The organism is Streptomyces rishiriensis, from assembly GCF_030815485.1.
Classification (GTDB): Bacteria; Actinomycetota; Actinomycetes; order Streptomycetales; family Streptomycetaceae; genus Streptomyces; species Streptomyces rishiriensis_A.
In genome coordinates this window covers 4,466,808-4,486,067 of the sequence record NZ_JAUSWV010000002.1, presented here as the reverse complement: position 1 = coordinate 4,486,067, position 19,260 = coordinate 4,466,808, and the positions used below count along the sequence as shown (strand labels likewise).

The window sequence follows — 19,260 nt, the reverse complement described above, 5'->3', positions numbered from 1 at the left end:
GCACGGAAGGGCACGGGACGTTGAGGGGCTCGGTGGACGGACTCGGCTCCTCCGTCCCGATCGGCGCGATGCTGCCGGCGGTCTTCGCCGACGACGACCTGGCCCAGCGCTTCGTCGGGGGTCTGGACGAGGTGATGGCCCCCATCCTCAACGTCCTCGACTGCCTGCCCGCCTACTTCGACCCGGCCCTCGCCCCGGTCGACTTCACCCGCTGGCTGGCGGGCTGGGTCGGTGCGGAGACCGACGGCACGGAACCGGAACCGAGACTGCGGGCGGCGGTCGCGGCGGCCGCGTACCTGCACCGGGTGCGCGGCACCCGGCGCGGCCTGTCGGAGACGGTCCGGCTTGCCTTCGGCGTGGAGCCGGAGATCTCGGAGAGCGGCGGCGCCGCCTGGAGCGCCCGGCCGCTCGGTCCGGTCCCCGGCGAGCCGCGGCCGCATCTGCACGTCACGATCCGGCTGCCCGACCCCGGCCCGGCGGACGAGCACCGCCTGGACACCCTCGTGGCCGCCGCCCGCCCCGCCCACATGCCGTACTCGGTCAAGGTGACCGCCGCCGAAAGGACCCCGGAGAGATGACCACCCAGAACTGCGCCGAGTGCGGCACGCGGGCCGAGCCCGGCCAGTCGTTCTGCGACGCCTGCGGCGCCGTGCTGAGCTGGACGGACCGCCCCGGGGCGCGCACCGGCGCGGGCCCCGGCCCGGGCTCGGGGTCGACCTCCGGCGCGGGCACGGCCCCGGGGCCCGGGGCGGGCTCGGGATCAGGGTCGGCCGCCGCCGGACCCGGGACAGGCGCCGGAACAGGTGCCGCCGCCGGGTCGGCGCCGGACTCCGGGTCCGCTCCCGGGTCCGCGTACGCGGCCGGGGCCGGAGCCGGGGCCGGAGCTGCGGCCGGGACACCGTCCGTTCATGGATCGGGGTCGGCGTCGGGCTCCGGGTCCGCGTACGGCTCCGGCTCGGCCACCGGCCCCGGCCCGGGTCACGGGTCCGGCGCAGCGGCCGGTGCGGACTCCGGGGCCCCGCGTGGCGGCGCCGGGGCCGGTCAGCGCTCGCCGGAGGGCACCCGGGAGCCGGCGGGCGCCGCGGGGCAGGAGGCCGGTGCGGTCTCGCGTACGGCTGCCGTCCCCGCCGCCACCACCGCTGCCGCTCCCGCCGCCGTATCCGGTACGGCGGTGGCGAACGCGTCGGGACGAGTCTCGCCCCACGCCACTCCCGAGCCCCCGACGACCCGGGCCGCCGCCCCGCCCACCGATGACGACTACGACCCGGACGACGAGGACACCACGGAAACTCCCCTGCCGGTCATCCCGCCGGAGGACGGCGCCGCCGCTCCGTCGGGCGCAGCACCGGCCCCCGCGCACGCTCCCGCCCCCGGCCACACCGGCCCGGCCACACCCGTACCGGCGGCGGCCCCCGCTCCCGCCCTCGGCGACACGATGGCGGCCCGGGCCCGCTCCCTCCTGGTCCCCGTCGCCGACGCGGAGCCCCGCCCCGCCGCGCCCCCGTCCGTGGCCCCGGTCCTGCCGGGCAGGCCGGTCGCGGACCGTCCGCAGGTACGCGCGCCCGGCCCCGTCCAGGGCGAGCAGTACGGCGTCGCGTGCCCCTGGTGCGCCACGCCCAACAACCCCGACCGGCACTTCTGCGTCCGCTGCGCGATGCCCATGACGCTGGAGGACCGCTCCTCGCTCCGCCTGCCCTGGTGGCGCCGTCTGTTCAACCGCAACGGCACGACCCCGTGGGCCGGCGACCGCCCGCGTCTGCGCCGTACGTTCGACCGCATCCTCAGCTGGGTGGTGGCGGCGGTCGTCCTCACCCTCCTGATCATCGCCGGGGTGAACACACCGGCCGCGATCCAGGCCACCCGCGACCACTTCGCCAAGCGCGCGCCGGTCGCCCCGGACTCGTTCGCGGCCTCGCGCTCCTACCCGGGGCACAAGCCGGAGCTGGCCTTCGACAAGATCAACAACAGTTGGTGGGGTCCCGGTGTCTCGCAGTCGGGCGAGGGCGAGTGGATCGAGGCCCGCTTCGACGAGCCGACCCGCCTGCTGGACCTGATCATCACCTCGGGCACGTCGGTCCGCGCCGACCAGCTCAGCCAGTCGGCCCTGCCTCACCGCATCAAGGCGACGATCACGCTGAAGGACGGCAAGACGACGACCAGGGAGATCATCCTGGACCAGAGCTCGGGAGGCCAGCGGCGCGCCTTCCGCGTGGGCGAGGTGACCAAGGTCCGGTTCACCATCGAGTCGTCGTACATGGCTTCCGCGAGCAAGCAGGTGTCGATAGCCGAGATCGAGTTCTTCGGCCGGTCGAGCGCGAACTCGTCGTGACGGCTCGGCGCTCGCCGCGCGACGGCTGACGACACGTGACGGTGTGACGTTCCGGCCCGGCGGTTCAGGGCTCCGGGTGATCGGGAGGCAGGTCTCCCGATGATCCGGAGCCCTTCCCTCGTAGGACGAGGCAGCACCCGCCGACTGCGCCGACGTCGCCGAAGTGCCCCCCGCACGCGGGAAAACGAACGAGTCCCACCCCGTCTGACACGGGATGGGACTCGTTCCACATGGAGCGCCGGGCAGGCCTTGCACCTGCATCTCCCCGCAGGAAGCGGGGCGTCTTTCCTTGGACCACCAACGCAGAGGTCGTTCACCGTTTTTCTTCCGGTGACCGGCTCAAGATCAAGCTTACCCCATCTCCGGGGTGCTCTTGACCATGTACATCGTCACGTCGGACGCCTCGTCAGGCGACGTCGCCGATCTTCAACTCCGGCCCGACGACCAGGGTGACGACGCCCGGAGCGGCCGAGGCGTCGGCGGTGGCCTTCCCGCCGGGCAGCCGGGACGCGAGGACGGCGGCCTGGCTTTCGAGGCCCGCCGGGTAGGTGACGGCCGTTCTGGTCACCGTCTCGGGGGCGTTGCCCGTGCCGGTGACGGTGTATCCGGCGTCCTTCAGCTTCTCCGCGACGGCGGCGGCGCGTCCGGAGACCCCGGTGCCGTTGAGGACCTGGACCCGCACGCTGGAGGCGTACACCACGTTCTTCCTCGCCGCCTCCAACTGCGCCTTGGTGACCTCCTTGTCCTTGGCCAGGGAGGTGAACAGGTCGGCGGCCTGCGGGTACTGCCAGACCACGTTGGCCTTGTCGGTGGGCTGGTCGGCCTCCCGCCCGTAGTTGGGCACGGTGAGGAAGCTCAGGCGGTCGCTCGGTATCCCCTTGAGCTCGTCGGCCAGCCCGTACAGCGGCTTGATGCCGGCCATGTCGGGGTCGGTGGTGAGCGACTTGGTGATCGACTGCAGGAAGCCGTACATGGCGTCCGGGCTCGTGAGCTTGGACTTGGCCTTCTTGGCCAGGGCGTCCATGAACTCCTGCTGGCGGCCGATGCGTCCGATGTCGGACCCGTCGCCGACGCCGTAGCGGACCCGGACGTACGCGAGTGCCGTCTCGCCCTTCACGGTCTGGCAGCCGGCCTCGATGTCCAGGTGGGACTTCTTGTCGTGGATCGCCTGCTTCGGGCAGACCTCGATGCCCTCCAGCGCGTCGACCATGCCCTTGAAGCCGGAGAAGTCGACCGACATGAAGTGGTCGATGCGCAGACCGGTGTTGGCCTCGACGGTCTTGATGCTGCACGCGGCGGCCTCACCGACCTTGCCGTTGCTGCCGCCGAGCGCGAACGCCTCGTTGATCTTGAAGTGGTGCGGGGAGGACGAACTGCCGTCGCCCTTCTCGCAACTGGGTATCTCCACCCACGAGTCGCGCGGGAAGGAGACGACCGAGGCCCATTTACGGTCGGCGGGGATGTGCAGCACCATGAGCGTGTCGGACTGCATGGTGGTCAGGTCCTTGCCGTACTTGGCGTTGGCGCCGTCGCGGCTGTCGGATCCGACGATCATGATGTTCTTGGAACCGGGACTGAGGTTCTCGGGCCGGTTCTCGCCCAGCTTGTCGTCCACGTCGGCGGAGTTGATGTTGTTGTTGAGGTCGTTGTAGACCCAGGCCCCGACCCCGCCCACACCGAGGACGACCACGGACGTCACGCCCGCGCCCCACACGAGGATCCGCCCCCGTCGGGTGAGCCGCGTCCTGCCGGTTCCGCCCGTCCTGCCGGCGGGCCCGCCCGTCCTGCCCCTGCTGCCGCGGCCGGCCGCCTCCACCGGAGTACGCCCGCGCCTCCTCGTCCCGCTCACCGGCGCTCGCTCCTCCGCCTCGGCTGTTTCACCCCGTACACCGTGCTCGGATCGTCGGCGTTGGTCACCGCCGAACGTCGGAACCCTACACGCGTGCAGGAATACGTCCGAAAAGCACAGATGACTCAGGAGACTCACGGAGCCCCCCAAGGGTTGCCCCCGAGGGCAGGTGACCGCCGGGCGCGTCCGACCGTCTTCCGCTCACCGCGGGTGCAGCGGTCCCGCCGTCCGTTCGACCTCCGGCCTCGGCGTGGGCCGGTGCCGTGCGGTGAACGTGGGCACGTACGGCCACATGACCTGTCCGCCTGCGTGCGTCGCGGGAGTCGCCGCCCAGACGACACCGTCGCGGTCGGTCCAGTGCGGCCAGTAGGCGGCGGCGCCACGAGCCATATCGACGCGCAGTCGCTCGACGAGGGCGGCCGGGACCGCCCTGACCCGGGGCGGCGGGGGCCGCCAACCGGGCAACGGCCCCCGGAAGCCGACGCCGTGGCGACGGCGCAGGAGGAACACCTCCACCACGGCGGTGACGGTGACGCCGGCCGGACCCGCGAACAGGGCCGACCAGTAGGACGAGGTCGGGTGCGCGTCGGGCAGGGCCGCCACGGCGTCGACGAGGGCGTAGTGCGCGAGTGCCGTCAGCCAGACGAGCGGGACGCTCGCCAGGGGACGGACGAGGGGATGGCCGCCGACGCCGAAGGCGTTGCGGTGGATGAGGAAGAGGACGGAGCCGGAGAACACCATGAGCCAGGGACCGAAGACCACCAGCGGGAGCAGCCAGGTCGCGCTGTCGGGCTCGTAGTCGTAGCCGTGGATCGCCCAGAGCACGAACAGTGCGCAGAAGAGGGTGGTGATCAGCGCGGTGAGGAAGGGGCGGGCGCACAGCCGGGCCACCGTCACCCGGGTTCCGGGGCGGGCCAGGGCGACGAGCGGGGCGCAGGCCAGGAGCAGCGCCACCGGCCCGGTCGCGAGCATCAGCACCGCGTCGGTGAGCCACTGTTCGGCCGGACCGAAGAGATCGCCGTCCGTGAACAGGCCGATGACGAACACCAGGATGCCCAGTCCCAGCAGCGCCCGGGGCAGCAGCAGCCGTTCGATGAGCGGATCGGCGGCCGGCTCGACGAGGGCGGCCGCCACCGGGGGCTGCCCGAATCCGCCCAGCCCCACCGCGTCGGCCGCGTCGAACCGGAACATCGCGAACGGGCCGTAGATCCTGCGGGCCAGCCGCCAGGGCAGCAGTGCGTCGATCGCCCACGCACCCGGCCCGCTCAGGCGGGCCGGGGCGCGGGTGACGCGGTACGGCGGCCGGTCGTAGGGGTCGGGGGCATCAGGGGGTGCGGTGAAGGGGCGCATGGCACCACTCAGCCTGACATGTGCACCGCCAACGCGCCTTTCGATTAAGGGGCGTTGATCAGGCCGACCGGCGGGACCGAGACCGTGCGGGCACCCTCGGCGCCGCCCAGGACGACCTTGCGCAGGGAGACGTTGTTCTTGGTGTCGCTCTCCTGGAGGCGGTTCGCCGGGTTGGCGACGACCTGGATGTAGTAGGTGCCGTTCGGCAGGCCGGTGATGTCGAAGGACTGGCCGGGACGGTACTGGGTGTACGTGTCACCGGAGCCGACGTCGAGGACCTCCCGCACGGAGATCGAGTTCTGCTGACCGCAGGCGGTCGACAGATCGGTGTTGAACGGGTGCCAGTTGGCGTTCTTCACCGTGTAGTCGATGGCGTCGGTGTTGGCGAGGCAGAACGCCTCCTTGCCGCTCTTGACGATCTCCTTCTGGTCGGCGGCGAGCAGCCGGTAGCTGGCGAAGTCGGTGAAGTGCCAGTGCTCGTGGCCGACCCGGGGGTCCCACTCCATGGTGCCGGCCGGCGCGTAGCCGACCTGCTTGCCCTTGGCGTCGTAGAAGTACTGGTACGAGTCCATCAGGTCCGCGCCCGGCTTGCGGAAGCCGTCCACGACGAGCGGCGCGGGGCCGGCGTTCCAGACGTTGGCGCTGAAGGCGAGGTAGTCCTTGCCGGCCACGTCGCCGTCCTCGCCGTCGGTGACCGCGATGTCCCAGGCGGGCAGCGAACGCAGGTCCGGCTTGGGCACGCCGGCCGGTACGCCCGCCCGGCCGGTGGGCCGCTCGGCGGCGGACTTCAGCGCGGGCGCGACCCGGGAGCCGTCGGTGTGACCGGCGCCGTCGCCCAGGTGGTGGGCGAGACCGCGGGCCTCCAGGGCGTGCGAGAGCGCGGAGGGCGTGGGGGCGTCGGCGCCGCGGGGCCCGTAGTGATGACCACCGTGACCACCCCCCACGCCGGCCATGCCCTCCATGCCTTCCATGCCGGCCATGTCGTGCGACGCGCCATGGCCGCCGTCGGCACCATGGGCGCTGCGGGCGGTGAGACCGGCCCCGCCGCCCCCTCCGGCTCCGCCTTCCCCGCCGTCGCTGATCTCCCGGACGGTCAGTGCGATGGTCGGCCGGTCGTCGGGGATGCCGAACAGGTCGCGGTACTTCTTCGCCACCGCCACCTTGACGGTGTACTCACCCGCCGCCAGATCCAGCGGCCTGTCGTAGTCGAAGGCGGAGGTGTTGGCCGCCCAGCCCTTCTCGACACCCCAGACCGAGCCGAGCGTGAAGGGGTTGGTGGAGCAGCTCTCCGGATAGTGCGAGGTGGCCGGGGCGTCCGGGCGCAGCCGGCCTGCGGCGTTGTTCAGGCAGAAGTTGCTCTTGCTCTTCTGCACCTCCACCCCGGCCGCGTTCCTGATGGAGACCTCCAGGAAGTCCGGGAGACCGCCGAAGTTCTTGACGAGCCCGGCGGGCAGCGTCTTCGTCGTCACCTTCGACCCGTTGCGCAGGATCTGCTGGGCGACGATCGGGTCCTTGTACGACTTGCGCGTCACCTTCAGCTCCAGCGGAGCGTTGTCGACGGTGACGTACGTGCCGAGGTCGAGGTAGACCCCGGGTTCCCCCTCGTACCGGTCGGCGGTCACGGCCTTCGACGCGGCGACGAGCGCGAGCTTCGGCGTCCCGGCCGGGGTCGCGGGCGCGGCCCCGGCGCCGGGAGCGGAGCCGGCTACGGCGGCCACGACGGTGAGCGCGGCCCCCGCGGCGAACGCCGCGCGCTTGGGGCCCTTGCGGTGTTGCGATCTGGTCATCGGTTCCTCGTCTGCGAGTGCCATGGTCAGTGGCATCGGACTGGACAGCCCAGACCTCCGGCCGGGTCGGAACACACCCCTCGCACCCCGGCCGAAGCTTTGAGCAACCTGTGAGAGAGGCAAATGGCCTGCCGGGGTTGCCTGTTGGGTGAGAAACCGACCGAAGAAACCCAGAAGTCGGCGGGTTCCCAGGTGGCGCCGGAAGTCGCGGAGCGGGAAGCAGCACCGGCCGGTGCCCGGGTCGCCGCCGGCCCTCGGCGGGTCGCCGCTCGCCGGCCGTAGCATCTGTGCCATGGCGGACTGGGTGACCCGGCCGGCCACGGCGGACGACGTCGAGGCCGTGGCGGAGGTGCGGGCGGTGGCGATGAGGGCCGATCTGGAGCGGCTCGGGCGCTACGACGAGCACCGTGTGCGACAGCGGCTGCGCGACGGGTTCGTGCCCGCGCACACCCGGATCATCGAGCTGGACGGCGTCCTCGCCGGCTGTGCCGCCCTGCGTCCGGCGGACGACGCGCACTGGCTGGAGCACTTCTACCTCGCGCCGCACGCCCAGGGGCGCGGTATCGGGACGGCCGTCCTGCGGGAGCTGCTCGAAGGGGCCGACCGCTCGGCACTCCGGCTGCGCGTCGACGTCCTCCGCGGCAGTCCGGCCCGTCGCCTCTACGAACGGCACGGCTTCAGGTTCGAACACGAGGTCTCCGTAGACGTGTTCCTGGTACGGGAGCCCCGTGCCCGGCCCCGTTCGCGTCCATCATGAGCCGGTGTTCCGCTTCCTTCGCCTCCTTCGGGCTCCGCTGACCGCGCTTCTCGCCGCCTGTGCCCTGCTCGCCGGGCCCGCCTCCGTCCCCGTCGGGCGGGGGGTCGGCGCGCCGCCCGGGGCCTTCGGGGCGTACGTCGGGTACGACGACGCCGGTGTGCGGCGGATCGCGGCGCTCGACGGGTGGCTCGGGGCGGCCACGCCCCGGGTCGGGCACGCGTATCTGCCGGGGGACCGGTGGAGCAACATCGAGGGGGCGCCCGGGTATCTGGAGTACTGGGCGCGGTGGCGGCGGGAGCGCGCCGACCGGATGTTCGTGCTCAACGTGCCGATGCTGGAGGGCACCGAGGACCATGTGCCCGACCGGGTCGTGCGGCAGGAGCTGCGCAGAGGGGCGCGCGGGGACTACGACGGGCACTTCCGGGTCCTGGCCCGGCGGCTCGTCGCGCTCGGGGTGCCCGATGCCGTGCTGGTCGTGGGGTGGGAGATGAACGGGATCACCTACACCCACCGGTGCGGGCCCGACCCGCTGGCCTGGAAGCGGTACTGGGCGCGGATCGTCGACGCCATGCGGTCCGTGGAGGGAGGGCAGCGGCTCCGGTTCGAGTTCACGCCCAGTCGCGGGCCGGACGCCGTCCCCTGGAGCGACTGCTATCCCGGCGACCGGTACGTCGACGTCATCGGCATGGACGCCTACGACCAACCGCACGGCATGTCCTTCGAGGAGCAGGTCGCCGAGCCGTACGGCCTCGCCGCGCACGTGCGGTTCGCGCGGGCGCACGGCAAGCCGGTCTCGTATCCGGAGTGGGGGCTGTACCGCAACGGCGACAACCCGGAGTACGTGCGGGGCATGCTCACCTGGTTCGCCGAGCACCGGCCGCTGTACCAGACCATCAGCGACTACTGCCCGCACGGCGTGTGGCGGTGTGCCGGCAATCCACGGTCGTCGGCCGTGTACCGGTCCCTGGTCGGGGGGCCGTTCGGCTGAACCCGGCCGCCACGCGGGCCGGCTGCCGTCCTCGACCGCCCCATCGGTCCGATGATCACACAATGGGACGAGAACACCACGCGCGTCTCCCGCGAACGCGTACACACTGGCGGGTGCGCTTCCGTACGGCGACCGGGGCCGCGAGCGGCGCCGCCCTGCCGGCCCTTCTGCTGCCGGCCCTCCTGCTGCTCGCGCTCGCCGCCGTGCCCGCCGACGCCGGGAGCGACGGGTTCCGCAAGGAGGCCGCCCGTGCCGTCCGCGCGCACGAGCGCGCCCGCGCGCAGGTCGACCGGCTGCGCGAGTCCGACGCCTCTCCCACCGAGGTGAAGGACGCCGAACGCCGCCGCAAGGCGGTCCGCGCGGAGCTCTGGGACCTGCTGTGGTCCACCGGCAGGAACTCCGGCGATCCGGTGGCGGTCGACCCGTCCGGACGGGACGGCCGCTGTCCGTTCGGCGAACGGAGCCGCCCGCCGGAGCGTCGCGCCCACGCCTGGACGGCCCCGACCCGCCGCTACTGGCTCTCCGCGGGCTACGCCGCCAAGGGCTCCCGCTGGGCCCACCGGCACACCGGCCAGGACTTCGCCGTGGACTCCGGTACCCCGGTGTACGCCGTCGGCTCCGGCACCGTCCGCGCCACGACCTGCGGCGACGGCTTCGGCAACCAGGTCGTGATCCGCCACCGCGACGGCTACTTCACCCAGTACGCCCACCTGTCGCGCATCGACGTGCGCAAGGGCGGACGCCTCACGGCCGGACAGCGCATCGGTCTGTCCGGGGCGACCGGCAACGTCACCGGGCCGCACCTGCACTTCGAGGTGCGGATCACCCCGTACGTCGGATCGGCGGTGCCGCCCCTGCCGTGGCTGCGCCGGAAGGACGTCCAGGTCACCGCAGCGGCCGTGACGCCCTGACCGCGGGCGGTGGCCGGGGAAGGACTACGCCTGCTGGGGACGGTAGGCGGCCAGCGCCCAGATCACGAACACGTCGATGGCGATCTGGATGACCGCCCAGAACGGCGCGTACGGCAGGAACAGGAACTGCAGGACCAGGCTCAGGGAGGCCAGTGCCAGACCGCTGATCCGGGCCCATCCGGCCCACTCGCCCCCGCTCAGCAGACCCCAGCCGGTCAGCACGGCCACGACGCCCACGATCAGCAGGACCCAGCCCCAGCCGGTCAGGCTCATCTCGTAGACATAGCTGCCGATCCGGGCGTAGACGTCGTCCTGGGCGATCGCGGCGATGCCCTGGAACACGGCGAGGAAACCGCTCACGAACATGAGCACACCGCCGAAGACGACCCCACCGGCAGCCAGTCCACCCCCGGCCGACGGGGGTGAACCCAGGCCCGGCGCAGTGGTGCCCTGGTGGGACGGGTCCCACACCGGGGAACCCTGCGACGGCTGGGAGTGCGGCTGATCGCTCATGGCGCTGTCCCGTCTCTCTGTCGGTGTTCTCCACCGACCCTCCGTCCGGACGGAGCCCGCCACCACGGGGGTGCGCCGTACGGGTGACCCGGCATGCGGACGGACCGGAGCGCGCCTTCACTGGTGGAAGCCCCGCGGACCCCTCAGGAGGAGACAAAATGCCACGCACCACAAGCGTGCTGCTGACGACGGCGGCGATCTGCTGCGCCGCCCTGCTCACCGGCTGCTCGGACGACGACACCCCCTCCTCGGTGTCGTCCGCGGCCAGCAGGGCCGCCTCGGCGGCCGAGTCGCTGGGCAGGGAGGCCACCGCGGCCGCGTCCTCCCTCGCCTCCGGCTTCGCCTCCGAGGCGTCGTCGGCGTTCGCGTCGGCATCGGCGTCGGCGAGCCGGGAGCTGGACGAGATCAAGGACGGCGTCGACGCGAGGTCCGACGTGAAACTCGGCACCCCGGCCACCGACGGGGACGACCGGGCCACCGTGGACGTGACCGTCTCCAACTCCTCCGACAAGTCCAGGTCCTTCTCCGTCCAGGTCGACTTCACCGATTCCGCCGGCAACCGGCTCGACACGGTCGTCACCACCGTCTCCGACGTGGCAGCGGGCAAGACCGGCAAGGCGACGGCGCGCAGCAACCGCACGCTGTCCGGCGCGGTGAAGGCGGAGGTGGCGCGGGCGGTGCGGTACTGACGCGGACCGTCCGCATACTCGCCGCCGACGTGCGCCTCGCGGGGGGGGTGTCGGACAGGCGCTCACGCCATCCAGAAGAAGACGGCCGTCATCCGCTTCTCCTGCAGCGTCGTACCGGAGTAACCGGTCGCGCTGTGCACGAGGTTGGCGTTGTAGAGGAGCAGCCGATTGTGCTTGTGGGGGACCCGTACGTCCTCCTCGAAGGCGTCCGGCGCGACGAACCGGGTGCCGAGCGCTTCGACCAGGTTGTCGTGCGGGGCCTGGACGACGTTCCCGCCGAGCCGCCCGCCGGGCAGCGACTGCCGGTAGAAGCTGGTCCCGCAGTCCTTGGGTACGGCCGGGTTGAGGTACAGGACGGCCGCGTACCGGCAGAGCGCCCGGGAGTCGGCGTGCGGGCGGGGCGCGCTCTCGCCCTCCCCCACCACCTGGATGCAGTTGTGGTTGAGGGTGCCGCCACCGGGCGCCCGCTGCACCCACAGCTTCCCCGCCCCGGTCGCCTTGCGCACCAGCCGCTCACGCGCCCGAGTTCACCGGGTTCGAGACCGGGCATGGTGCGCAGCCCGGGCCAGCTCTCCGCTGTGTACGGGTAGCCCTTGACCCAGTCGTCCTTGGCGAGACACCGATCGCGGATCGCGGTGACATCGGCCTCGGGGAAAACGTCGTCGATCACCCAGTAGTCGCGGCCCTTGGTGGGCTTGCGGTAGGGGAGCACGGGGAGCGTGGCGGCAGCCCGCACGGGCCGGCGGGGCCGCTGTGGCATGGACATGCAGCGAATCTAGGTCGGGCCATCCTCATGACTCGCCCTTCCGTTCGTCCGCACTCCTCCGCGAAGTGGTCAACGTTTCGTCGAGGCGGTCAACGGTTCACCAACCGAGGTCCGCGAACCGCCCTTCTTCGCGGCTCTGTTCCTCCACCCGGAATTGTGGCCTCCATCACAGCCCGGACGGGCCGCGCCTGCTGAAGTGACCGGATGATCGGTCTCATCGTGCGCGCCCTCCCGTTCTGGGTGCGCGAACCTCTGCTCGTCGCCGTCGGCATCCCCTTCAGCGGTCTCCTCTTCTACGCCGCCATCCGGGACCAGGAGTGGATCGGGGCCGCCCTCGGCACCGCCGTCGCCGTGTTCACCGCGGTCCGCATCCACACGATCAGGCGCGCCCTCGAGACCCGCCGCCGGCAGAAGGCGATGGAGGGCATGAAGCGCATCGAAGGCATCTAGGGCGGCGCCCGGAACACACCGGGCCGAGCGGGGGCGCCCAGAGCCTCTCAGTCGTCGACGTCGACGTGGTCGAACGTCCGCAGCATCTCCGTCAGCACCCGTACACAGCCCCGCACCTCCGCGTCGGTCAGATCGCCGCCGACCTCGCGGTTCAGGGTGTGCTCGCGGTTCAGGACGGTGGCGATCAGGGTCCGGCCCTCCTCGGTGATCCGGATCAGGGACGAGCGCTGGTGCGCGGGGTTGGGCAGGGTCTCCACCCACCCGTGCGCCACCGCGTCGTTCACCATGCGCTGCACGAACTGCCGGCTCAGCGCCTGGCTCCGGCTCAGCTGGGGAACCGTCATGTCTCCCTTGCGGCGCAGCAGATCGAGCACGCCGCGCACCCCGACGGAGGCGCCCTCGACGGCCTCGCCCTGCTCGACCTTGCGCAGGGCGCGGCGGTAGAGGGGGCCGACCAGGTCGAACACCTCGGTGAGCCGGTGGCCGAGTTCGTCGGGCGGAAGGGGGGCGTCGGCGGGGAGAGACGGGTCGGTGTCGTTCACCCCCACATGATGCACCCCGGAAAACATGACACCTTGGTTGCCAAAATACGAGCAGAGTGACACCTTGGTTGTCATGACTGCTGCTTCGGACATGAAGTACTTCGCCTCCGCCGACGGGGACCTCGCCTACCGCGAGGCCGGCGCCGGAGAGCTCGTGGTCCTCGTCCACTCGGGATTCGTCGATCACCGGGTCTTCGACGACGTGCTCCCGGCACTCGCCCGCACCCACCGGGTGATCGCGCCGGACGTACGCGGCCACGGCGCCTCCGCCAACGCCACCCGGCCCTTCCGCTGGGCCGACGACCTCGCCGCGCTGCTGCGCCACCTCGACGCGGGTCCCGCCGTGCTGGTCGGGGTCTCGATGGGGGGCGTGATCGTCGGCGACACCCTGCTCGAACATCCGGAACTGGTCCGCGCGGCCGTCGTGGGCGGCGCCTCGACCGGCGAGTTCCAGGACTCCGACCCCTGGCACCGGGAGATCCAGGCCGAGACGTCCCGCGCCCTGGCCGCCGGTGACATCGAGGGCTGGCTGAAGGCGTTCCTGAGCTACGTGCCCGGCCCGCACCGCGCTCTCGACGCGGTGGACCCGGACATCCCGCGCCGACTGGGCGAGATGGCCCTGCACACCCTCTCCAAGCACACACCCGGAGAGCAGGACCGGCTCGTCCGGGTGACCGACACCTGGTCGCGGCTACCGAAGATCGACGTTCCCGTGCTCACGGTGAACGGCGCCCTGGACACCCCCGACGTGATCGCCGCGGCACAGCGCCTGGCCGACACCGTCCGGGACGGCCGGTCCGTGCTGATCGAGGGCACCGCGCACTACCCCAACATGGAGCGGCCCGAGGAGTTCACCGCCGTCGTCACGGACTTCCTGCACGCCCTCTGACCAGCGGCGGGAGCATCCACCGGACCGGGCGTCGGACCGGGCGCCGGGCCGGCCGGTATCCGGTGGAGCAGGTCGGAGGCGCGTGGCAGGCTGTGGGCGTATGGGCGAACAGCCGCGGGTGCGGACAGAGTTCAGGACGGCCGGCGGTACCGTCCGCGGCGTGCGGTCGGCCGACGGCGTCGCCGCCGTGCTCGGCATCCCGTACGCCGCCGCGCCCTTCGGCGTGAACCGGTTCTGTCCGCCCCGGCCCGCCGCCGACCGGAGTGCCCCGCTCGACTGCACGGCGTTCGGACCCGTCGCGCCGCAGTCCGCGGAGCTGCCCGGCTCACCGGTCTGGCGTCCGGGGGACGAGGACGTGCTCACCGTCAACGTGTGGGTGCGGCCCCCGTCGGACGCCGCCCCTCTGCCGGTGCTCTTCTGGATCCACGGCGGCGCCTACACCTTCGGCTCCTCCGCCCAGCCCGACTTCGACGGCACCGCGCTCGCCCGTGCCGGAGTGGTCGTGGTCAGCTGCAACTACCGGGTGGGCTTCGAGGGGTTCGGCCATGTGCCGGGCTTCCCCGACAACCGCGGGCTGCTCGACCAGGTGGCCGCGCTGCGCTGGGTCCAAGAGAACATCGCCGCGTTCGGCGGCGATCCCGGGAACGTCACGGTCGCCGGGCACTCGGCCGGTGCGGGTTCGGCCGTCTGCCTGATGGCCATGGACGCGGCGCGCGGACTGTTCCACAGGGCCATCGCCCACAGCGCGCCCCACGGCCTCTTCACCGTGGAGGCCGCCGCCGCGATCACGTCGAGGATCGCGGCGGCGGCCGGGGTGGCGGCCACGGGACCCGGACTGCTCTCCGCTTCGCCGCAGGCCCTCGTGGCCGCCTCCGACCAGGTCGCCGCAAGGTGCGAGGCTGATCCCGTGACCGCCGTGCAGGCATTCGATCCGGTGGTCTTCCAGCCGGTGATCGACGGCGAGGTGCTCCCCCTCGATCCGCTCGCCGCGCTCGCCTCCGGCATCTCCCGCGAGGTGGACCTCCTGGTGTGCCACACCCTCGAGGAGTACTGGTTCCTGCACGAGGTCGGCGCGGTGCGGGAGGTCGCCTCGGAGGCGGGACTCGCGGAGTTCGCCGAAGCCCTCGCCCTGCCCGCCGAACTGGTCGCAGGATACCGCGCGCTGATGCCCGACGCTCCGGTGCTGGACCGCTACCTGGCGATCTTGGGCGACGCGGTGTTCGGCGAGTACGGCAGCCGGCTCGCCGAGCAGCACGCCCGGGCCGGTGGGCGGGCCCACCTGTCGAGATTCGCCCGCCGACGCGCCCGGCCCGGCGGCGGTACCCGGCCGTGGCACACCGCCGACATCCCCTTCGCGTTCGGCAACCTGGACGCGGCGGGCGCCGACTTCCTCATCGGCGGCGCCCCCGACGCACCGGACCGGGCACTGTCGCGGCGCATGCTCCGCGCCTGGGCCGACTTCGCCGCCCGCGGTGACCCCGGATGGCCCCCGGTCACCGCCGACGGCACCCCGGTGCGGGTCTGGGCCGTGCCGGACGATCACCTGTCCGACGACGGCGCGTGCGCCGTGCGCGCGCTGTGGCGGGACGTCCCCCTCTATGCCGAACGCGAAGCCGCGGCCGGGCTCGTACGCGAACCCACCACCACCTCGTCGCCCACCGCGACCCTGCCCGCCCGCCGTACCTCGAAGTAGGCGCCGAAGGCCACTCCGCCGCCGTCGGCCCGGCGGTAGTCCGCGAGGGTGCGCAGGGGTTCCGGGCCCGAGCGGCGGCCGGTGCGCTGATCGACCATCGTGATGGCGCAGCGGATCGTGTCCTCGGTGAAGGCCAGCTCGGTGCCCGCGATGGTGAGGCGGGCCGCGCCGTCCTCCGTATGGGGGGCGTCCCAGCCGTCCACCACCAGGTTGGGCCGGAAGCGGTTCATCGGGAGGGCTGTGCCTCCGCGTTCGGCGATCCGGTGGTTCAGGGCGTCCAGACTGGCCCGGGAGACCAGGTGCAGGCGGCCGCTGTTGCCGTCCGGGGAACGGACCAGGGTGCTCGGGGCGCCCAGTACGTCGGTGAGCCAGTCGTGCACGTCCGCGCTGTCCGCCCGCACCGGCTCCCGGCCAGGGGCCCGCAACGTCAGCTCGCCCTCCGCCGACTCCGGTGTGATCAGGGCCAGTCCGGGGTCGCCCCACTGCCAGCGCAGGTCGCCCTTCTCGTCGGCGATCGCGTACGTGCGGTCGTGCCGCAGCCCGGTGCTCGTCAGCTCCGCCTCCGAAAGCTCCGTTCCCGCGCAGCCCTTCACCGGGTAGTACGTGATCCCTGTCAATCGCGCGACCGTCATCCCCACGCCCCTCGTCCGTCCGTCTCGGTCCTTCTCGGTCCATCTCAGTCCGTCACCAGCGCCCGTACGAAACCGTCGTACCCTTCTCCGCCCACCGTCTGAACCGCTGTAGCGGTCAACCCGGGGCTGTGGGCGATCAGTGCGGTGAGACCGCGGACCCCCTGGACTCGGGGATCCGTGCTGTCGGCGTCCGTGACCGCGCCCTCGCGCACCACGTTGTCGCCGATTGCCCGTGGGCCTCGTCCATCAACTTTTCACTCCGGACGGTGAGCAGGTTCGGCGCCGCATCCGTACTCCTGTGTGTCCGCCCCCACCGGGCACAGCACATCGACATATCGGCGGTACCCCCGACCGGGCAGGAGGCACGGTGCCAATTTCGCGAAACATGATGGGAACCCTGTTCGTGGGCGGTGCGCTGACCCTGACACTCAGCGCGCTGGCCTACCCATCGATGCTCGGACTTGACACCGTGTCGACCTCCACCGACCGGATCATCGCCAACACCCAGTGGGGCCCACTGACGGAGGGCGACCGCAACTTCGTCGTGGCGGTGCGCGCGGCCGGACTGTGGGAGTACCCGGTCGGGCAGATCGGGCTCCAGAAGGGGCAGAGCAAGGGCGTCATCACCGCCAGCCAGCACCTGATCGACGGCCACGCGGCACTGGACGAGACCTGCCGCAAGATCGCGCCGATGCTGAACATCACGATTCCCAACGTCGCCAGTCCGCAGCAGGAAGGGTTCGTCAACACCCTGAAGGCGGACCAGGGCAAGCAGTTCGACATCGACTTCGCCAACATCCTGCGTCAGACGCACGGCTCGATCTTCAACACGGTGGCGAAGATCCGCTCGACGACGAAGAACACGCTGGTGCGCGCGCTGGCCGACCAGGCCAACGACACCGTCCTGGACCACATCACGGTGATGGAGCAGACCGGCCTGGTCGACTTCGACACCACGCTGTTCAACCAGACCACCCCGCCGAAGCTGCCCAAGTCGGACATGACCCCGCCGGTCCCGCCCGCCGGTCAGCCGCTGATCGTCCTCACCCCGCCGCCGACCGCCACGGCCACCCCCGTGGACATCGGCGCCATCGTGGGCAACGGCGGATAGCCCGCGCGGACCCATGCGAGAGAGCGGCCCGGCCGACAACTGTCGGCCGGGCCGCTCCGGTACGAGGTGCGCGGAGCGGAATGTTTCACTTCCACTTCGGTCCCGGTCAGCACGCCACAGGTTCCCTAGGCCAGCCAGACCGTCGTGTCCGGGCCCAGCCGCCCGTCGCCGTCGAGGGGAACGCTGGTCAGCAGCACCTCGCCCGGCGGCAGCGGCACCGGCACGTCCGACAGGTTGGTGACGCACCGCCAGCCGTCGTGGCGGGCGAAGGCCAGCACACCCGGCGGGGTGTCGTCCCGCAGCCAGCCGAGCTCCTCGCCGTCGAGCAGCTTGCGGCGCAGCCGGAGAGCCGTGCGGTACAGCTCCAGGGTGGAGCCCTGCACCCCCTCCTGGGCCTCGACGGCGTACCGCGCGAAGTACGGCGGCTGCGGCAGCCAGGCACCGGCCGCGCCGAAGCCGTACGACGGTCCCGTCGTCGTCCACGGCAGCGGCACCCGGCAGCCGTCGCGGCCCTTGCGGACACGGCCCGTCTGCTCCCAGAGCGGGTCCTGGAGCACTTCCACGGGCAGCTCGGCGACCTCGGGCAGGCCCAGCTCCTCGCCCTGGTAGACGTACGAGGATCCCGGCAGCGCCAGCATCAGCAGCGTCGCCGCGCGGGCCCGGCGCAGGCCGGCCGCCTCGTCGACGGAGGGGGCGTGGCCGTTCGAGAGGAGCCAGGCGTTCTCGTCCGTGCCCGGAGGCAGCATGAGCCGGGAGGCGTGGCGCAGGACGTCGTGGTTGGACAGCACCCAGGTGGCCGACGCTCCGACGGCGCGGGCCGTGGCCAGGGAGTCGGTGACGACCGTACGGATCTCCTCGGCGTCCCAGCTCGCCTGGAGATAGTCGAAGTTGAACGCCTGGTTCAGTTCTTCGGGGCGGGCGTAGAGGGCACGGCGGGCGCCCGGCACCCAGGCTTCGGCGACGGCCGTGCGGGGCGGTGTGTAGGAGTCGAGGACGCGGCGCCAGTCCCGGTAGATCTCGTGGACCTCGTCGCGGTCGTAGAACGGGTGGGTGCCGGGGGGCAGGTGGGCGAGGACGTCCTCGCCGACGAGTTCCGGTGAACCGAGGTCGCGGAGGGGTTCGGTGAGGTCCTTGGCGAGGGCGTGGGCCACATCCACGCGGAAGCCGTCGACGCCCCGGTCGGACCAGAAGCGCAGGGTGGTGCGGAAGTCCTCGCGGACCTCCTCGTGGTCCCAGTTCAGGTCGGGCTGCTCCCGGGCGAAGAGGTGCAGGTACCACTGGCCGTCGGGGACGCGCTGCCAGGCGCTGCCGCCGAAGACGGACTGCCAGTCGGTGGGCGGGAGTTCGCCGCTCGGGCCGCGCCCGTCGCGGAAGACGTAGCGCTCGCGGGCCGGGGAGCCGGGCCCGGCGGCCAGTGCCTCCTGGAACCAGAGGTGCTGGTGGGAGGTGTGATTGGGGACGAGGTCGACGATCACCTTCAGACCGAGGCGATGGGCCTCGGCCGCCAGCGCGTCGAAGTCGGCCAGCGAACCCAGGCGCGGGTCCACGTCCCGGTGGTCGGCCACGTCGTAGCCGCCGTCGGCGAGTTCGGACGGGTAGAAGGGGGAGAGCCAGAGGGCGTCCACGCCGAGGCCCGCCAGGTGGGACAGCCGGTCGGTGACACCCCGAAGGTCCCCGAGTCCGTCGCCGTCGGCGTCGGCGAAGCTGCGCGGATAGACCTGGTAGACGACGGCCTGGCGCCACCAGTCGGGGCGGTGGGAGGAAAAGTCGGTCATGATCGGAAGTCTGTCCATCTTGCCCGGAAAGTGAACGCACGAACCTTCGGAGTGGATCATTCCGTACGTGACGGAGATGTGACGGAACCTTGAACTCCCCGAGGATTGACGCAGGTTGACAGCGGTCTGTGGTCCGCACGACGATGGGCCCGCGCCGTGGCCCCTGTGACCTGAGGGCCGGGTGTTTCTCCTGATCTGACCAATCAGCCCCGGCCATTCAGCTCTGGCC

At 72.1% G+C, this 19,260-nt stretch carries 17 protein-coding genes, 1 tRNA gene and 1 pseudogene; 10 read left to right on the top strand and 9 right to left on the bottom strand.

The genetic code is table 11. The features are described from left to right. Positions 1 to 20 precede the first annotated feature (20 nt). The gene (locus QF030_RS22490; protein ID WP_307164443.1) at positions 21 to 578 is read left to right on the top strand and encodes a phage tail protein; all 558 of its coding nucleotides are present in this window, start codon (positions 21 to 23) and stop codon (positions 576 to 578) included. Next, positions 575 to 2,329: an NADase-type glycan-binding domain-containing protein gene (locus QF030_RS22485; protein WP_307164442.1), complete on the top strand. Its 1,755-nt coding sequence runs from the start codon at positions 575 to 577 to the stop codon at positions 2,327 to 2,329. The genes QF030_RS22490 and QF030_RS22485 overlap by 4 nt, the downstream gene beginning before the upstream one ends. Positions 2,330 to 2,560: 231 nt before the next feature. On the opposite strand, the gene QF030_RS22480 is transcribed toward QF030_RS22485, so the two are convergent. The 4 genes from QF030_RS22480 to QF030_RS22465 all read right to left on the bottom strand — a co-directional run bounded on the left by QF030_RS22480 (position 2,561) and on the right by QF030_RS22465 (position 7,315). Then, positions 2,561 to 2,633 (bottom strand) — tRNA-Gly (locus QF030_RS22480). A 102-nt stretch (positions 2,634 to 2,735) separates the two neighbouring features. Beyond that, complete coding sequence (locus tag QF030_RS22475) at positions 2,736 to 4,178, bottom strand: LCP family protein (RefSeq protein WP_444875792.1); 1,443 nt, start codon at positions 4,176 to 4,178, stop codon at positions 2,736 to 2,738. 201 nt (positions 4,179 to 4,379) lie between these two features. Continuing rightward, positions 4,380 to 5,528, bottom strand: a complete 1,149-nt coding sequence (locus QF030_RS22470; RefSeq protein ID WP_307164441.1) for a hypothetical protein — start codon at positions 5,526 to 5,528, stop codon at positions 4,380 to 4,382. 44 nt (positions 5,529 to 5,572) lie between these two features. Continuing rightward, on the bottom strand, positions 5,573 to 7,315 hold the full coding sequence (locus tag QF030_RS22465; protein WP_307164440.1) for a lysyl oxidase family protein: 1,743 nt from the start codon (positions 7,313 to 7,315) through the stop codon (positions 5,573 to 5,575). 292 nt (positions 7,316 to 7,607) lie between these two features. On the opposite strand from QF030_RS22465, the gene QF030_RS22460 reads away from it, so the two are divergent. The 3 genes from QF030_RS22460 to QF030_RS22450 all read left to right on the top strand — a co-directional run bounded on the left by QF030_RS22460 (position 7,608) and on the right by QF030_RS22450 (position 9,971). Then, positions 7,608 to 8,072, top strand: a complete 465-nt coding sequence (locus QF030_RS22460) for a GNAT family N-acetyltransferase (protein WP_307164439.1) — start codon at positions 7,608 to 7,610, stop codon at positions 8,070 to 8,072. Between the two features lie 4 nt (positions 8,073 to 8,076). Continuing rightward, positions 8,077 to 9,060, top strand: coding sequence for a glycoside hydrolase family 26 protein (locus QF030_RS22455; protein ID WP_307164438.1), 984 nt, complete (start codon positions 8,077 to 8,079; stop codon positions 9,058 to 9,060). Positions 9,061 to 9,173: 113 nt separating this feature from the next. Next, the gene (locus QF030_RS22450) at positions 9,174 to 9,971 is read left to right on the top strand and encodes a M23 family metallopeptidase (RefSeq protein ID WP_307164437.1); all 798 of its coding nucleotides are present in this window, start codon (positions 9,174 to 9,176) and stop codon (positions 9,969 to 9,971) included. Positions 9,972 to 9,995: 24 nt separating this feature from the next. On the opposite strand, the gene QF030_RS22445 is transcribed toward QF030_RS22450, so the two are convergent. Further along, positions 9,996 to 10,484: a DUF7144 family membrane protein gene (locus QF030_RS22445; RefSeq protein ID WP_307164436.1), complete on the bottom strand. Its 489-nt coding sequence runs from the start codon at positions 10,482 to 10,484 to the stop codon at positions 9,996 to 9,998. Positions 10,485 to 10,642: 158 nt separating this feature from the next. Here QF030_RS22445 and QF030_RS22440 point away from each other — a divergent pair, with 158 nt between their 5' ends. Next, on the top strand, positions 10,643 to 11,173 hold the full coding sequence (locus tag QF030_RS22440) for an FxLYD domain-containing protein (protein WP_307164435.1): 531 nt from the start codon (positions 10,643 to 10,645) through the stop codon (positions 11,171 to 11,173). A gap of 62 nt (positions 11,174 to 11,235) precedes the next feature. Here QF030_RS22440 and QF030_RS22435 read toward each other — a convergent pair. Then, positions 11,236 to 11,939, bottom strand: a pseudogene (locus QF030_RS22435) (DUF6445 family protein). Between the two features lie 204 nt (positions 11,940 to 12,143). Between QF030_RS22435 and QF030_RS22430 the strand changes: the two are divergent. Continuing rightward, entirely contained in the window at positions 12,144 to 12,389 is a 246-nt protein-coding gene (locus tag QF030_RS22430; protein ID WP_307164434.1) for a hypothetical protein, read from the top strand. Positions 12,390 to 12,436: 47 nt separating this feature from the next. On the opposite strand, the gene QF030_RS22425 is transcribed toward QF030_RS22430, so the two are convergent. Further along, on the bottom strand, positions 12,437 to 12,958 hold the full coding sequence (locus tag QF030_RS22425) for a MarR family winged helix-turn-helix transcriptional regulator (RefSeq protein ID WP_307164433.1): 522 nt from the start codon (positions 12,956 to 12,958) through the stop codon (positions 12,437 to 12,439). Positions 12,959 to 13,004: 46 nt separating this feature from the next. On the opposite strand from QF030_RS22425, the gene QF030_RS22420 reads away from it, so the two are divergent. Further along, positions 13,005 to 13,820 (top strand): alpha/beta fold hydrolase, encoded by an 816-nt coding sequence (locus QF030_RS22420; RefSeq protein WP_307164432.1) that lies wholly within the window; start codon positions 13,005 to 13,007, stop codon positions 13,818 to 13,820. A gap of 100 nt (positions 13,821 to 13,920) precedes the next feature. Next, positions 13,921 to 15,513 (top strand): carboxylesterase/lipase family protein, encoded by a 1,593-nt coding sequence (locus QF030_RS22415; protein WP_307164431.1) that lies wholly within the window; start codon positions 13,921 to 13,923, stop codon positions 15,511 to 15,513. Here QF030_RS22415 and QF030_RS22410 read toward each other — a convergent pair. After that, positions 15,417 to 16,130 (bottom strand): MOSC domain-containing protein, encoded by a 714-nt coding sequence (locus QF030_RS22410; RefSeq protein ID WP_307164430.1) that lies wholly within the window; start codon positions 16,128 to 16,130, stop codon positions 15,417 to 15,419. The two genes, QF030_RS22415 and QF030_RS22410, sit on opposite strands and share 97 nt — an antisense overlap. A gap of 418 nt (positions 16,131 to 16,548) precedes the next feature. Between QF030_RS22410 and QF030_RS22400 the strand changes: the two genes are divergently transcribed. Then, complete coding sequence (locus QF030_RS22400; protein ID WP_307167653.1) at positions 16,549 to 17,256, top strand: DUF4142 domain-containing protein; 708 nt, start codon at positions 16,549 to 16,551, stop codon at positions 17,254 to 17,256. Positions 17,257 to 17,381: 125 nt separating this feature from the next. Here the strand turns inward: QF030_RS22400 and QF030_RS22395 are convergent, their stop codons facing one another. Further along, positions 17,382 to 19,031, bottom strand: coding sequence for a glycoside hydrolase family 13 protein (locus QF030_RS22395; protein ID WP_307164429.1), 1,650 nt, complete (start codon positions 19,029 to 19,031; stop codon positions 17,382 to 17,384). Positions 19,032 to 19,260: the final 229 nt, after the last annotated feature.